This is a genomic window from Lelliottia jeotgali, from assembly GCF_977070485.1.
Genome location: NZ_CDRVFO010000009.1, coordinates 116,916 through 130,755, shown reverse-complemented (window position 1 = coordinate 130,755; position 13,840 = coordinate 116,916). Strand labels below are relative to the sequence as shown.

Below are 13,840 nucleotides of genomic sequence, written 5' to 3'. Positions count from 1 at the left end.
GAGGCCGGTAGCTTCACATCACGCTCAATGCTTGATCATCACGTGCCGCACACAGGTGTAATCCTCCAGCCCATACATCGACATGTCCTTCCCATACCCCGAATGCTTCTGCCCGCCATGGGGCATTTCGCTGACCAGCATGAAGTGGGTATTGACCCAGGTGCAGCCATACTGCAACCGGGCCGCCAGGCGGTGGGCGCGGCCGGTGTCGCGGGTCCACACCGATGAAGCCAGGCCGTACTCCGAGTCGTTGGCCCATTCCAGCGCCTGCGCTTCGTCAGTGAAGCGTGTCACCGACACCACCGGGCCAAACACCTCGTGGCGCACGATCTCGTCATCCTGCAGCGCATCAGCCAGCACTGTTGGCTCGAAGAAGAAACCATCCCCCGGTAGTGCCTTGCCTCCGGTGACCAGGCGAATGTGCGGCTGGGCGATGGCGCGCCCGACCAGGCCGGCTACCTTGTCACGGTGCTGGGCGCTGATCAGCGGGCCGAGTTCGGTGTCTTCGGCATCCTGCAGGCCGGTTTTTAGGCTGGCCACGGCTTTGCCGAGGCGTTCGACGAAGCGTTCGTAGATGCCGGCCTGCACATACAGGCGGCAGGCCGCAGTGCAGTCCTGTCCTGCGTTGTAGAAACCGAAGGTCCGGATACCGTCGATGGCGGCATCGATGTCGGCATCATCGAATACCAGCACCGGCGCCTTGCCGCCCAGCTCCATGTGCATGCGCTTTACGCTGTCGGCCGTGGCGCCGATGATGTGCGCGCCGGTGGGGATCGATCCGGTCAGCGAGACCATACGCACCTTGGGGTGGGTAATCAGTGGGTTGCCGACTGTCTGGCCGCGGCCGAAGAGGATGTTGAGCACGCCGGCAGGCAGTACGTCCTTGGCCAGTTCGCCGAGGCGCAGGGCGGTCAGCGGGGTCAGCTCGGACGGTTTGATGACCACGGTATTGCCAGCGGCCAAGGCGGGGGCGATCTTCCACGCCAGCATCATCAGCGGGTAGTTCCAGGGTGCGATCGAGGCCACTACGCCCAGCGGGTCGCGGCGGATCATCGAAGTGTGCCCGGGCAGGTACTCACCGGCCGCCAAGCCACCAAGGCAGCGGGCGGCGCCGGCAAAATAGCGGAACACATCGGCGATGGCCGGCATCTCGTCGTTCAGGGCCGCTGCGAACGGTTTACCGCAATTCTGCGACTCCAGCCTGGCCAGCTCATCGGCATGCGCCTCAATCGTGTCAGCCAGCGCCAGCAGGGCCAGCGAGCGCTCCTTGGGGCTGGTCTGCGACCAGCTGTCGAAGGCCAGGTCGGCGGCGCGCACTGCAGTATCGACCTGGGCCTCGGTGGCTTCGTTGATCTGTGCCAAGGCACTGCCTTCAGCGGGGTTGAGCACGGTCCAGGCCGGGCCATCGCCAGCGACCAGGCGACCGTTGATCAGCATGTTGGTTTGCATCGGGGGCTCCTTGTGGGTCATTTGCCGCTGCCCGCAACGCTTTCACCGCCGCGGGTCAGGTAGTAGGCGCCGAGGATCGGCAGCATGGTCACCAGCATCACCAGCATGGCAACCACGTTGGTCACCGGCACGTCGCGCGGGCGGCTGAGTTGGTTGAGCAGCCAGATGGACAAGGTACGCTCGTTACCGGCAGTGAAGGTGGTGACGATGATCTCGTCGAACGACAGGGCGAAGGCCAGCATGCCGCCGGCCAGCAGCGCCGAGCTTAGGTTGGGCAGGATGATGTAGCAGAAGGTCTGCCAACCATCGGCCCCCAAGTCCATAGAGGCTTCGATCAGGCTTTGCGAGGTGCGCCGCAGGCGGGCAATCACATTGTTGTAGACGATCACCACACAGAAGGTGGCGTGGCCGACCACGATGGTGAACAGCCCAGGCTCGATACCCAGGGCCTTGAACGCCGACAACAGGGCTATGCCGGTAATGATGCCAGGCAGTGCGATCGGCAAGATCAGCATCAGCGAGATGCTCTCCTTGCCGAAGAAGCTGCGCCGGTACAGTGCCGCCGCGGCCAGGGTGCCGAGCACAAGCGCGATGAGCGTGGCCAGGCTGGCCACCTGCAGCGACAGCTTGATGGCCTCGAGCACGTCCGGCCGGGCGAATGCCACGGCGATCCATTTGAGGGTGAAGCCCTTGGGCGGGAAGCTGAACGCCGCATCTTCGGTGTTGAAGGCGTACAGGAAGATGATGAGGATCGGAAAGTGCAGGAACAATAACCCGCCCCAAGCCGCCAGGCGCAGGCCGGTGGAGGCTTTTTCAGAGTGCATCGAAGGCCCCCAGACGCTTGACGATGGACAGGTACACCGCGATCAGCACGATCGGCACCAGGGTGAACGCCGCGGCCATCGGCATGTTGCCGATCGCGCCTTGCTGGGCGTAGACCATGCTACCGATGAAGTAGCCGGGTGGGCCGATCAGCTGCGGCACGATGAAGTCGCCCAAGGTCAGCGAGAAGGTAAAGATCGAACCGGCAGCGATGCCGGGGATCGACAATGGCAGGATCACCTGTATGAAGGTCTGCGCCGGCCGCGCGCCGAGGTCTGCCGATGCCTGCAGCAGTGAAGGCGGCAGGCGCTCCAGGGACGCCTGCACGGGCAGGATCATGAACGGCAGCCAGATGTACACGAACACCAGGAAGCGCCCAAGATGCGAGGTCGACAGCGTGCTGCCGCCCACCGCGGGCAAGGTCAGGAGGGCCTGCAGCAGGCTCTCCAGGTGCAGTTGCTGAATGAACCACTGAGCCACACCACCCTTGGCCAGCAGCAGTGTCCATGCGTAGGTCTTGACGATGTAGCTAGCCCACATCGGCAGCATTACGGCGATATAGAAGAACGCCCGGGTCTTGCCGCGGGTGTAGCGCGCCATGTAATAGGCGATGGGGAAAGCCAGCACGGCGCAGGCCAGCGAGACTGCCACGGCCATGGTCAAGGTGCGCAGGATGATGTCGAAGTTCGACGGGTTGAACAGCGCGGCGAAGTTGCCCACGGTCAGTTGCGGGGTGACTGCCATGGTGAAGTCGTCGAAGGTGTAAAAGCCTTGCCACAAAAGGTTGAGCAGCGACCCTAGGTAGATCGCGGCGAACCAGGTCAGCGGTGGGGTCAGCAGTAACAGCAGGTACAAGTTGGGGCGTCGGTAGAGCAGGTTGGAAAACCTGCGTAACGGGCTCAGGGCCAGGCTCATGTCACTGGCCCTCGGTCAGGACAGTTTCCTGCAGTACCGTCATCGCTTCACGCGGCCAGTGTGCCTGCACCCGTTGGCCGGGCCGCCAGTCTTGTGGCTGCTCGTGCCAGCGGTCGTTGGCCTGGCTGACCGCCAGCAATTGGCCGCTGTCCAGCTGCACTTCATAGCGGGTGGCACTGCCCTGGTACTGGATGTCGCGCAGCAGGCCGCTGACCTGTACATCGTGGCTGGCCTCGGGCTGGCCGAGCAGGCGAATATGCTCGGGGCGAATGGAGAAGGGCGTGCGGCTGCCGCTGAGGTGTTGGGCCAGATCGCCGCGTACTACGTTGGAGGTGCCGACAAACTCGGCGACGAAGGTGGTAGCCGGTTTCATGTACAGATTGCGCGGTGCATCGACTTGTTCGATGCGGCCGCGGTTGAACACCGCCACCCGGTCTGACATCGACAGCGCTTCTGTCTGGTCATGGGTGACGAAAATGAAGGTGATACCCAACTGGCGCTGCAGCTTTTTCAATTCGCCCTGCATCTGTTCGCGCAGTTTCAGGTCGAGGGCGCCGAGCGGCTCGTCGAGCAGCAGCACCCGCGGCCGATTGACCAAGGCGCGGGCCAGGGCCACGCGCTGGCGCTGGCCTCCGGAAAGTTGTGCCGGTTTGCGCTCCCCATAGCCTGCCAGGGCCACCATAGCCAGGGCTTCTTCGGCGCGCGCATGGCGTTCGGCCTTGGCTATGCCTTTGACCTTCAGCCCGTAGGCGATGTTGTCGCGCACGTTCATGTGCGGGAACAGTGCGTAGTCCTGGAAAACGGTGTTGACGTCGCGCTGGTAAGGCGGCACGCCAGCGGCTTCGACGCCATGGATGCGGATCGAGCCGCTGTCCGGCTGCTCGAAACCGGCTATAAGGCGCAGGCAGGTGGTCTTGCCCGAGCCTGAAGGGCCGAGCATCGAAAAGAACTCCCCATCGATGATGTCGATGCTGACCTGGTCAACGGCCTTGACCTCGCCGAAGGTGCGTGACACCTGGGTGAACTGGACGGCTAGGGGCATTGGGGGCTCCAGGTTAAAGCCGGGGCGCTCTGCGCCCCTTTCGCGACACAAGGCCGCTCCTACAGAAATCTGGCGGCCCCTGTTCCTTCAGCTGATGCAACGATGCTCTTGGTCGCTAGCGCCCGCCCATGATCGCAATGTAGTCCTGGGTCCAGCGGCTATACGGCACGAACTTGCCGCCCTGTGCCTGCGGTGTCTTCCAGAAGGCGATTTTGTCGAAGTTGTCGAAGCCATTGGTCTTGCAGCCCTCGGCCCCCAACAGCACATTGCCGTTGCAGGCAGCAGGTACTGCTGGCAATGAGCCGAACCAGGCCGCTACATCGCCCTGTACCTTTGGCTGCAACGACCAGTCCATCCATTTATAGGCACAGTTGGGGTGCTTGGCTTCGCTGTGCAGCATGGTGGTGTCGGCCCAGCCCGTGGCACCTTCCTTCGGCAGGGTGGAGGCCACCGGCTGGTTCTCCGCCTTGAGGCTATTGACCATGTAGCCCCAGGAACTGGAGGCGACCACGCCTTCGTTCTTCACATCGCTCATCTGCACCGTGGCGTCATGCCAGTATCGATGGATCAGCGGTTGCTGCTGGCGCAGCAGTTCGAGCACTGCCTTGTACTGGGCTTCGTTCAGTTCATAGGGGTCCTGAATGCCCAGTTCGGGCTTGGCCGATTTCAGGTACAACGCAGCATCGGCAATGTAGATGGGCCCGTCATAGGCCTGCACGCGGCCTTTGTTCGGTTTGCCGTCGGGCAGGTCTTGCGGCTCGAACACCACGCTCCAGCTGGTGGGTGGCTGCTTGAACGTGTTGGTGTTGTACAGCAGAACGTTCGGCCCCCACTGATACGGGGTACCGTAGACCTGTTTGTCGACCACGTACCAGCCACCGTCCTGCAGGCGCGGGTCGAGGTTTTTCCAGTTGGGAATCAGCCCGGTATTGATCGGCTGCACCTTCTTGCCGGCGATCAGGCGCAGCGAGGCATCGCCGGAGGCGGTTACCAGGTCGTAACCGCCCTTGTTCATCAGGCTGACCATTTCGTCGGAGGTGGCTGCGGTCTTGACGCTGACCTTGCACCCGGTTTCCTTTTCGAAGCCTGTGACCCAGTCATAGGCCTTGTCGCTCTCACCGCGCTCGATATAACCGGGCCAGGCGACGATATCCAGCCGGCCTTCACCGGCGCCCAGGGCCTTGGGCAACTCGGCGGCCTGCAGGCCTGCACTGGCCAGCAGTGCGCCGGTCACGGCGCCGAGCAATGCGGTCTTGTGCGCTGACATGGTGTTCCCTCTTTTAGATCCTGGTCGGGGCAGTCATCAAGAAAGCAGTGGAGCGATAGCTATAAGCGTAATGCGCTTGGGGCGAAGTCGAGTCTAGTTGGCTTTTTGCCTACCGATGCAACATCCGGAAGCAAATCCACGGGTGGCCATGGGCTCTGCAGGCCTTACTCTGGACGTTACTTTCCGCAGCGTGGAGACATGTGAATGAATACTCGGGGTCTGCTCGATCAACTGCTCAAATCCGGCCAGGAACTGTTGAACAAACAGGCCGGCGCAGGCAAGCCGGCTGCAGGCTCAGGAGGCTTGGGCAGCCTGCTTTCCGGCGCCGGGGGCGGTGCGCTAGGGGCTGGCGCCCTGGGTTTGCTGTTGGGCAACAAGAAAGCGCGCAAGTATGGCGGCAAAGTGATCACCTACGGTGGCCTCGCCGCGCTCGGCGTACTGGCCTACAAGGCCTATGGCAACTGGCAGGCCCGCCAGGGCGCAGGGCAGGGGGCCGAACCGCAAACTCTCGATCGCCTGCCGCCGGCCCAGGTCGAGCAGCATAGCCAGGCGGTATTGCGGGCGTTGGTGGCAGCGGCCAAATCCGATGGCCACATCGACGAGCGCGAGCGGGCGCTGATCGAAGGGGAATTCACCCGCCTGGACAGCGACCGTGAACTGCAGCACTGGTTGCACGCCGAGCTGAACAAGCCACTGGACCCTGCCGAAGTCGCGCGCGCCGCACAAACGCCGGAGATGGCTGCCGAGATGTACCTGGCCAGCCTGATGATGGTCGATCAGGAGAACTTCATGGAGCGTGCGTACCTGGACGAACTGGCCCGTCAGCTTCGCCTGGACCCGGCGTTGCGCCAGGAACTGGAGAGTCAGGTCCGACTTGCCGCAGGTCAATGATGGGTAAATGGCCTGGCCACCAGGCAGGGATGCCTGATTAACACCTTATATTCAGCCGCATAAGCGCAGGACGCCTGGGCTATACTTCGGCGATTTTTCCCGCTCGTTGTGAATTCCTGAGGGCTGAATGTGAAGAACTGGACCTTGCGCCAACGGATCCTGGCAAGTTTCGCCGTGATCATCGCCATCATGTTGCTGATGGTCGTAGCCGCTTACTCGCGGCTGGTGGCGATCGAAAGTGCCGAGGAGGCAGTTGGTACCGACAGCATTCCCGGGGTCTACTACAGTTCGATGATCCGCAGTGCCTGGGTCGACAGCTACGTCACCAGCCAGCAGCTGGTGGGGTTGTCCGACCACCGTGAGATCACAGCAGCCGACATGGAGCTGTTCAAAAGCTTCGATGAACGCCTCAAGCAACACCTGGCCAGTTACCAAGGCACCATTCACGACAAGGACGACCAGGACCATTTCGACACCTTCATCCAGATGGAGGCAAACTACACCCATATCATCGGCCAGGTGATTGAAGCCTACCGTCGGCATGATTATGCCGAGGCAGAGCGGTTGATCAAGGACGTTCTGACACCGGCCTGGTCGGAGGGCCGTAATCATCTCAACACGATGATCGAGTACAACCGCGAAGCCGCCGATGCCGCTAACCACCAGATCGTCGGTGCCGTAAGCACTGCCAAAGGCAGCATGATCGTTTCGCTGCTGTTGGCGATCATCGCGGCGGGCATCTGCGGGCTGCTGTTGATGCGCGCCATCACCGCGCCTGTACAGCGCGTGGTGCATGCCCTCGACAAGCTGCGCTCGGGCGACTTGAGCATGCGCCTGAGCCTGGACCGCAAGGACGAGTTCGGCGCCATCGAAAGCGGCTTCAACGAGATGGCCGAGGCGCTGGCCAAGCTGGTGTCCCAGGCCCAGCGCTCTTCGGTACAGGTGACCACATCGGTCACTGAAATTGCGGCCACCTCCAAGCAACAACAGGCCACCGCCACCGAAACCGCTGCGACCACCACGGAGATTGGTGCCACTTCCCGTGAAATTGCCGCTACCTCGCGCGATCTGGTGCGCACCATGACCGAAGTCACCAGCGCCGCCGATCAGGCATCGAGCCTTGCCGGTTCCGGTCAGCAAGGCTTGGCGCGCATGGAGGACACCATGCACCAGGTCATGGGCGCAGCCGACCTGGTCAATGCCAAGCTGGCGATCCTCAACGAAAAGGCCAGCAACATCACTCAGATGGTGGTGACCATCGTCAAGGTCGCCGACCAGACTAACCTGCTGTCGCTCAATGCCGCCATCGAAGCGGAAAAGGCCGGCGAGTACGGGCGCGGTTTTGCCGTCGTGGCCACCGAAGTGCGGCGCCTTGCGGACCAGACGGCTGTCGCCACGTACGACATCGAGCAAATGGTTCGGGAAATCCAGTCGGCGGTATCGGCAGGGGTCATGGGCATGGACAAGTTTTCCGAAGAAGTACGCCGAGGCATGTTCGAAGTGCAGCAAGTGGGCGAGCAGCTGAGCCAGATCATTCATCAGGTACAGGCGCTGGCGCCACGTGTGTTGATGGTCAACGAAGGCATGCAGGCCCAGGCTACCGGTGCCGAGCAGATCAACCAGGCACTGGCTCAGCTCAGCGATGCCAGCACGCAGACGGTGGAATCGCTGCGCCAGGCCAGCTTCGCCATCGACGAGTTGAGCCAGGTGGCCGCGGGCCTGCGCGGTGGTGTATCGCGCTTTAAAGTCTGACCGCCATGAGTGACATGTACACGCATGCGGCAGCAGCGGCCAGCGCCAAGGGTAATCTGTACCTGCTATTTCGTCTCAACGACCAACGTTTCGCCCTTGATGTGCGCGAGGTGGTCGAAGTGCTACCTCGCCGGCCACTCAAGCCGATCGCCCAGGCGCCGGCCTGGGTTGCTGGCATAGTTGCCCATCGTGGCGTGCTGGTGCCGGTGGTCGACCTGTCGGCCCTGAGTTTTGGCCAGCCTGCCACTGCGCGCACCAGCACACGGCTGGTGCTGGTGCACTATCGGGGCGAGCATCAGTTGGGACTGATCCTCGAACAGGCTACCGAAACCTTGCGCTGCCTCGCTGATGAGTTTCAGCCGTATGGGCTGGACAACCCCGAAGCGCGTTACCTGGGCCCGGTTCGTCAGGACGGCAATGGCCTGCTACAGCGTATCGAGGTCGATGACTTGCTGTCAGACACTGTGCGCGAACTGCTGTTCCCACAAGAGTCGGGGCAGGTGTCGGTATGAGCGAGCAACGGTTTTTCCGCTTTCTGCAAGAGCGCATCGGCCTGGATGTCGAATCTGTCGGCGTGCCCATGGTCGAGCGTGCCCTGCAGCAGCGCTGTGTCGCGGTCAATGCCCAAGACCTGCAAGACTATTGGCTGTGCTTGCAGCAATCCTTAGATGAGCAGCAGGCGCTTATCGAAGCGGTGATCGTCCCGGAAACCTGGTTCTTCCGCTACCCAGAGTCGTTTACCGCGCTGGTCGGGCTGGCCCACAAACGCCTGGCCGAACTCGCCGGCGAGCGGCCGCTACGCTTGCTGAGTTTGCCGTGCTCCACGGGTGAAGAACCTTATTCCCTGGCCATGGCACTGCTCGATTCAGGCATGAACCCGGCTGCGTTTCGCATCGACGGTATCGACATCAGTCCCAATTCGGTGGCCAAGGGCGTGCAGGCGGTCTACGGTCGCAACTCGTTCCGCGGCGTTGATCTGGCCTTTCGCGAGCGCCACTTCCACGCGCTCGCCGAAGGCCATGAACTGAATGAGCGGGTGCGTGCACAGGTGAACCTGGCCGTGGGCAATGTGCTCGACCCGGCGCTGGGCAGCCGTGACGGTTATTACGACTTCGTGTTCTGCCGCAACTTGCTGATCTACTTCGACGTGGCGACCCAGCAGCGAGTATTCGAGGTGCTCAAGCGTCTTACCCACGAGCACGGCGTACTGTTTATCGGGCCGGCCGAGGGCAGCCTTCTGGCAAGGCTGGGTATGCGGCCGCTGGGCATTGCCCAGTCGTTCGCCTACGTCCGCCAGACGTTGGAAGCGCCAGCACAGCCGCGGGTCAGCCAACCGGCGCCACTCGCACCGAGCCGCCCTGTGCCTGCACCTGCGCCCATTTCGCGGCCATTGCGTTCGGTTCCGGTTGCCCCGCCCACAGTGGTGCAGCGCGAGAGCGAAAGTGAACTGCTGGCCCTCATTGCGAGGCAGGCCAACGCGGGTGAGGGCGCGCAAGCGCGTGCCAATTGCCAGCGCTACCTGCAGCAGTTCGAGCCCAAGGCTCAGGTGTATTACTGGCTGGGACTGCTCAGCGATACCGAAGGCGATGCCCGGCAAGCCCAGACGCACTACCGCAAAGCCCTGTATCTGGAGCCGCAGCACCCTGAGGCGCTGTTGCACCTGGCCATGTTGCTGGCGGCCCAGGGCGACGAAGCCGGCGCTCGCCGCTTGCACGAACGCGCGGCACGCGCTGGCATGGGGGCTGAACGATGAGCGTCGAACACGCAATTGCGCTGCTCGCCCAGGACGATGAGCGTATCGACGATTGCTGGAACCGGATCGGCGTGCACGGTGACAAGCAATGCCCGCTGCTGCAAAGGCATATCCATTGTCGCAATTGTGAAGTCTATGCTGCGGCCGCCACCCGTCTGCTGGACCGCTATGCACTGGCCCAGGACGATCAGTCGCATGAGGCGGCGCAGGTCGAGTCCAGCGTCGGGCGCTCGCTGCTACTGTTTCGTCTAGGGGAGGAGTGGCTGGCCCTGGCGACTGCCTGCCTGGCCGAGATCGCCCCGGTGCAGCCGGTGCATTCCTTGCCGCATCAGCGTTCCAGGGTGCTGCAAGGGGTGGCCAATGTGCGTGGTGCACTGGTGCCGTGCCTGTCGCTGAGCGAACTGCTGGGGCTGGCGCTCTTCCCGGAGCCTGCGCGCAGCAGCCGGGCGATGCCGCGCATGTTGATTCTGGCGGCGGCAGGCGGGCCAGTGGTACTGGCGGTGGACGAGATCGACGGTATTCATCGCCTGGAGCCCGCACTACCGGGCGCCACTGAAGATACTGCACCGTTCACCGCAGCCGTGTTGCAGTGGCGCGGGCGCAGCGTGCGTGTGCTGGACGATCAACAACTACTGTCTGCCGTGCAGCGGAGCCTGTCATGACCCCTGAGCAAATGCGCGACGCATCGTTGCTCGAGCTGTTCAGCCTGGAAGCGGAAGCTCAGACCCAGGTGCTCATCACAGGGCTGATGACGCTGGAGCGCAACCCGACCCAGGCCGATCAGTTGGAAGCCTGCATGCGTGCTGCGCACTCTTTGAAGGGGGCTGCACGCATCGTTGGCATTGACGACGGGGTCAGCGTGGCCCATGTGATGGAAGATTGCCTGGTAGCGGCCCAGGAAGGCCGACTGCTGCTGCGCGCTGAACATATCGATGCCTTGCTGCGCGGTACCGACTTGCTGCTGCATGTCGCCACGCCCGGGGACCCGGCCGGTGAGAGCGCGGTACCCGGTTTTTTGGCCCAGATGTCTGGCCTGCTGGATCCTCCCATTGCACCTGTGCCTTCCAGGGAGCCGGCCCCGCAACCGTTACCTGCGGCCGACCTGATTACCCCCGAGGTTGAGCCAGAAGCAGAGCCTCTAGTGCCGCGCAAGGCAGGTAAACGTGGCGCGCAAGGCAGCGAGCGGGTGTTGCGGGTAACTGCCGATCGACTCAATAGCCTGCTCGACTTGTCGAGCAAGTCGCTGGTCGAGACTCAGCGCCTCAAACCCTACCTGGCCACCCTGCAGCGCCTCAAGCGCATGCACGGCCAAGGCATGCGCGCCCTCGATGGCCTGAAAGCCCAATTGGAAGGCAGCGGCCAGAGCCTGCCGGTGTTGGAAGCACTGGCCCAGACGCAACGGCTGCTGATGGAAACCCAGCAAATCCTGCAACAGCAGACTGCCGACCTCGACGAATTCGGATGGCAGGCCAGCCAGCGGGCTCAGTTGCTGTACGACACGGCTCTGGCCTGCCGTATGCGCCCGTTTGCCGATGTGCTCACCGGCCAGAGCCGTATGGTGCGAGACTTGGGTCGCTCGCTGGGCAAGCAGGTGCGTCTGCAGATAGACGGTGAAAAGACCCAGGTCGACCGCGATGTGCTGGAAAAGCTCGAAGCGCCGTTGACCCATCTGCTGCGCAATGCAGTCGACCATGGTATTGAACTGCCTGAGCAGCGACTGCTGGCGGGCAAACCGGAAGAAGGTGCGATACGCCTGCGAGCCTCCCATCAGGCCGGCCTGTTGATCCTTGAGCTGAGCGATGACGGCGCCGGCATCGACCTGCAACGGCTGCAGCGCAGTATCGTTCAGCGCGGCTTGTCCCCGGCGGATACCGTGGCGAAGATGAGCGAGGCGGAGCTGCTGACCTTCCTGTTCCTGCCGGGCTTCAGCATGCGTGACAAAGTGACCGAAGTCTCCGGCCGCGGTGTTGGCCTGGACGCTGTGCAGCATCTGGTCCGGGACCTGCGCGGCTCGATCGAGCTGACCCAGCAGGCCGGCCAGGGCTGCCGCTTTCACCTGGAAGTGCCGTTGACCCTTTCAGTGGTACGCAGCCTTGTGGTGGAAGTCGGGGGGGAGGCTTATGCGTTCCCTCTGGCGCATATCGAGCGCACCTTGGAAGTGACTGCCGAGCAGATCGTACAAATCGAGGGGCGTCAGCATTTTTGGCATGAGGGCCGGCATATCGGTCTGGTGGCGGCCAGCCAGTTGCTCAACCGGCCCACCGCGCAAGGTGATGAAGGCGGTTTGCGGGTCGTGGTGATCCGCGAACGTGAACAGCTTTACGGTGTGGCCGTGGAGCGGCTGATCGGTGAGCGGGTGCTGGTAGTGATGCCGCTTGATGCGCGGTTGGGCAAGGTCCAGGACATTTCCGCGGGGGCGCTGCTGGACGATGGCTCGGTGGTGTTGATTGTCGATGTCGAAGACTTGCTGCGTTCGGTCGAGAAGCTGCTCAGTACCGGCCGCCTGGAGCGCATCGAGCGCGGCCTGCAGGCCGGCCGTGGCGTCAGCAGCAAGCGCATCCTGGTAGTCGATGACTCGCTCACCGTTCGCGAGCTGCAACGCAAGCTGCTGAGCAATCGGGGGTTCGAGGTGGCGGTGGCAGTCGATGGCATGGACGGTTGGAATGCGTTGCGTAGCGAGGATTTCGACCTGCTGATCACCGACATCGACATGCCGCGCATGGACGGTATCGAGCTGGTTACCTTGGTACGCCGCGACCAGCGCCTGCAGTCGTTGCCCGTGATGGTGGTGTCGTACAAGGACCGCGAGGAAGATCGCCGGCGAGGCCTGGATGCTGGCGCCGACTACTATTTGGCAAAAGCCAGCTTCCACGACGATGCGTTGCTCGACGCTGTGGTTGAACTGATCGGAGGTGCTCAAGGATGAAGATCGCCATCGTCAACGATATGCCCATGGCGGTAGAAGCGTTGCGCCGGGCCCTGGCCCTGGAGCCTGCGCATGAGGTGATCTGGGTGGCCAGCAATGGCGCCGAGGCCGTGCGCCAGTGTGCCCAGGCAACGCCTGACCTGATTCTCATGGACCTCATCATGCCGGTGATGGATGGTGTGGAGGCGACCCGGCGGATCATGGCCGAGACGCCGTGTGCCATCGTCATCGTTACCGTCGACCGCAAGCAGAACGTGCATCGCGTGTTCGAGGCCATGGGCCATGGGGCCCTGGATGTGGTCGACACCCCGGCGCTCGGCGCGGGTGATGCGCGGGAGGCGGCTGCCCCGTTGCTACGCAAGATCCTCAACATCAGCTGGTTGATCGGCCAACAGCGGCCCAGCGCGACCAAAACGGTCGCCGCGCCGTTACGCGATGCCGCCCAGCGCCGCGGCTTGGTGGCGATCGGCTCTTCGGCCGGGGGGCCTGCGGCCCTCGAGGTGCTGCTAAAGGGGCTGCCCAAGGCGTTCCCGGCATCCATAGTGCTGGTCCAGCATGTTGACCAAGTGTTTGCTGCAGGCATGGCCGAGTGGCTCGGCAGTGCCTGTGGCATGCCGGTGCGCCTGGCCCGTGAAGGGGAGCCGCCGCAGCCCGGGCAGGTCCTGTTGGCGGGCACCAATCACCATATACGCCTGCTGCATAACGGCCAGTTGGCCTACACTGCCGAACCTGTCAACGAAATCTACCGCCCCTCGATCGATGTGTTCTTCGAGAGTGTGGCGCGCTATTGGCGCGGGCAGGCGGTGGGTGTGTTGCTTACAGGCATGGGCCGCGATGGTGCCCAAGGTCTGAAACTGATGCGCCAGCAAGGCTTCCTGACCATTGCTCAGGACCAGTCCAGCAGCGCAGTCTACGGAATGCCCAAAGCCGCCGCGGCAATCGATGCAGCGGTGGAAATCCGTCCGCTGGAGCGAATCGCCGGGCGCCTGATGGAAATCTTTGCACAATGACGATATGTATTGA

At 63.0% G+C, this 13,840-nt stretch carries 12 protein-coding genes; 7 read left to right on the top strand and 5 right to left on the bottom strand.

All coding sequences use genetic code 11. The annotated features are described in order from the left end of the window. Positions 1–24: 24 nt before the first annotated feature. From ACW4TB_RS15490 to ydcS, 5 genes are all read right to left on the bottom strand, one after another. A complete protein-coding gene (locus ACW4TB_RS15490) occupies positions 25–1,449 on the bottom strand; it encodes a gamma-aminobutyraldehyde dehydrogenase (protein WP_012315952.1) in 1,425 nt (474 codons plus the stop codon). 17 nt (positions 1,450–1,466) lie between these two features. After that, a complete protein-coding gene (locus ACW4TB_RS15485) occupies positions 1,467–2,273 on the bottom strand; it encodes an ABC transporter permease (RefSeq protein ID WP_455828408.1) in 807 nt (268 codons plus the stop codon). Next, positions 2,263–3,186, bottom strand: a complete 924-nt coding sequence (locus ACW4TB_RS15480) for an ABC transporter permease (RefSeq protein ID WP_455828406.1) — start codon at positions 3,184–3,186, stop codon at positions 2,263–2,265. The genes ACW4TB_RS15485 and ACW4TB_RS15480 overlap by 11 nt, the downstream gene beginning before the upstream one ends. Position 3,187: 1 nt before the next feature. After that, on the bottom strand, positions 3,188–4,228 hold the full coding sequence (locus tag ACW4TB_RS15475; RefSeq protein ID WP_012315949.1) for an ABC transporter ATP-binding protein: 1,041 nt from the start codon (positions 4,226–4,228) through the stop codon (positions 3,188–3,190). Positions 4,229–4,343: 115 nt separating this feature from the next. Then, positions 4,344–5,495, bottom strand: a complete 1,152-nt coding sequence (ydcS, locus tag ACW4TB_RS15470; RefSeq protein ID WP_012315948.1) for a putative ABC transporter substrate-binding protein YdcS — start codon at positions 5,493–5,495, stop codon at positions 4,344–4,346. A gap of 204 nt (positions 5,496–5,699) precedes the next feature. Here ydcS and ACW4TB_RS15465 point away from each other — a divergent pair, with 204 nt between their 5' ends. From ACW4TB_RS15465 to cheB, 7 genes are all read left to right on the top strand, one after another. Beyond that, the gene (locus tag ACW4TB_RS15465) at positions 5,700–6,386 is read left to right on the top strand and encodes a tellurite resistance TerB family protein (protein WP_279928273.1); all 687 of its coding nucleotides are present in this window, start codon (positions 5,700–5,702) and stop codon (positions 6,384–6,386) included. 129 nt (positions 6,387–6,515) lie between these two features. Then, positions 6,516–8,138 carry a methyl-accepting chemotaxis protein gene (locus ACW4TB_RS15460; protein WP_012315946.1) on the top strand — a complete coding sequence of 541 codons (1,623 nt, stop codon included), beginning with the start codon at positions 6,516–6,518 and terminating at the stop codon, positions 8,136–8,138. Positions 8,139–8,143: 5 nt separating this feature from the next. After that, positions 8,144–8,650 carry a chemotaxis protein CheW gene (locus tag ACW4TB_RS15455; protein WP_254466345.1) on the top strand — a complete coding sequence of 169 codons (507 nt, stop codon included), beginning with the start codon at positions 8,144–8,146 and terminating at the stop codon, positions 8,648–8,650. After that, positions 8,647–9,891 (top strand): CheR family methyltransferase, encoded by a 1,245-nt coding sequence (locus ACW4TB_RS15450; RefSeq protein WP_254466344.1) that lies wholly within the window; start codon positions 8,647–8,649, stop codon positions 9,889–9,891. Before ACW4TB_RS15455 ends, ACW4TB_RS15450 begins: the two co-directional genes overlap by 4 nt. Continuing rightward, the gene (locus ACW4TB_RS15445) at positions 9,888–10,553 is read left to right on the top strand and encodes a chemotaxis protein CheW (protein WP_254466343.1); all 666 of its coding nucleotides are present in this window, start codon (positions 9,888–9,890) and stop codon (positions 10,551–10,553) included. Before ACW4TB_RS15450 ends, ACW4TB_RS15445 begins: the two co-directional genes overlap by 4 nt. Beyond that, positions 10,550–12,817 carry a hybrid sensor histidine kinase/response regulator gene (locus ACW4TB_RS15440; protein WP_279928267.1) on the top strand — a complete coding sequence of 756 codons (2,268 nt, stop codon included), beginning with the start codon at positions 10,550–10,552 and terminating at the stop codon, positions 12,815–12,817. Before ACW4TB_RS15445 ends, ACW4TB_RS15440 begins: the two co-directional genes overlap by 4 nt. Then, positions 12,814–13,827, top strand: coding sequence for a chemotaxis response regulator protein-glutamate methylesterase (gene cheB, locus ACW4TB_RS15435; protein WP_254466342.1), 1,014 nt, complete (start codon positions 12,814–12,816; stop codon positions 13,825–13,827). Before ACW4TB_RS15440 ends, cheB begins: the two co-directional genes overlap by 4 nt. Positions 13,828–13,840: the final 13 nt, after the last annotated feature.

Bases quoted from the DNA above. Each gene is read 5' to 3' on its own strand.
- ACW4TB_RS15490 (WP_012315952.1), bottom strand. From the start codon at position 1,449: ATGCAAACCAACATGCTGATCAACGGTCGCCTGGTCGCTGGCGATGGC.
- ACW4TB_RS15485 (WP_455828408.1), bottom strand. From the start codon at position 2,273: ATGCACTCTGAAAAAGCCTCCACCGGCCTGCGCCTGGCGGCTTGGGGC.
- ACW4TB_RS15480 (WP_455828406.1), bottom strand. From the start codon at position 3,186: ATGAGCCTGGCCCTGAGCCCGTTACGCAGGTTTTCCAACCTGCTCTAC.
- ACW4TB_RS15475 (WP_012315949.1), bottom strand. From the start codon at position 4,228: ATGCCCCTAGCCGTCCAGTTCACCCAGGTGTCACGCACCTTCGGCGAG.
- ydcS (WP_012315948.1), bottom strand. From the start codon at position 5,495: ATGTCAGCGCACAAGACCGCATTGCTCGGCGCCGTGACCGGCGCACTG.
- ACW4TB_RS15465 (WP_279928273.1), top strand. From the start codon at position 5,700: ATGAATACTCGGGGTCTGCTCGATCAACTGCTCAAATCCGGCCAGGAA.
- ACW4TB_RS15455 (WP_254466345.1), top strand. From the start codon at position 8,144: ATGAGTGACATGTACACGCATGCGGCAGCAGCGGCCAGCGCCAAGGGT.
- ACW4TB_RS15450 (WP_254466344.1), top strand. From the start codon at position 8,647: ATGAGCGAGCAACGGTTTTTCCGCTTTCTGCAAGAGCGCATCGGCCTG.
- ACW4TB_RS15445 (WP_254466343.1), top strand. From the start codon at position 9,888: ATGAGCGTCGAACACGCAATTGCGCTGCTCGCCCAGGACGATGAGCGT.
- ACW4TB_RS15440 (WP_279928267.1), top strand. From the start codon at position 10,550: ATGACCCCTGAGCAAATGCGCGACGCATCGTTGCTCGAGCTGTTCAGC.
- cheB (WP_254466342.1), top strand. From the start codon at position 12,814: ATGAAGATCGCCATCGTCAACGATATGCCCATGGCGGTAGAAGCGTTG.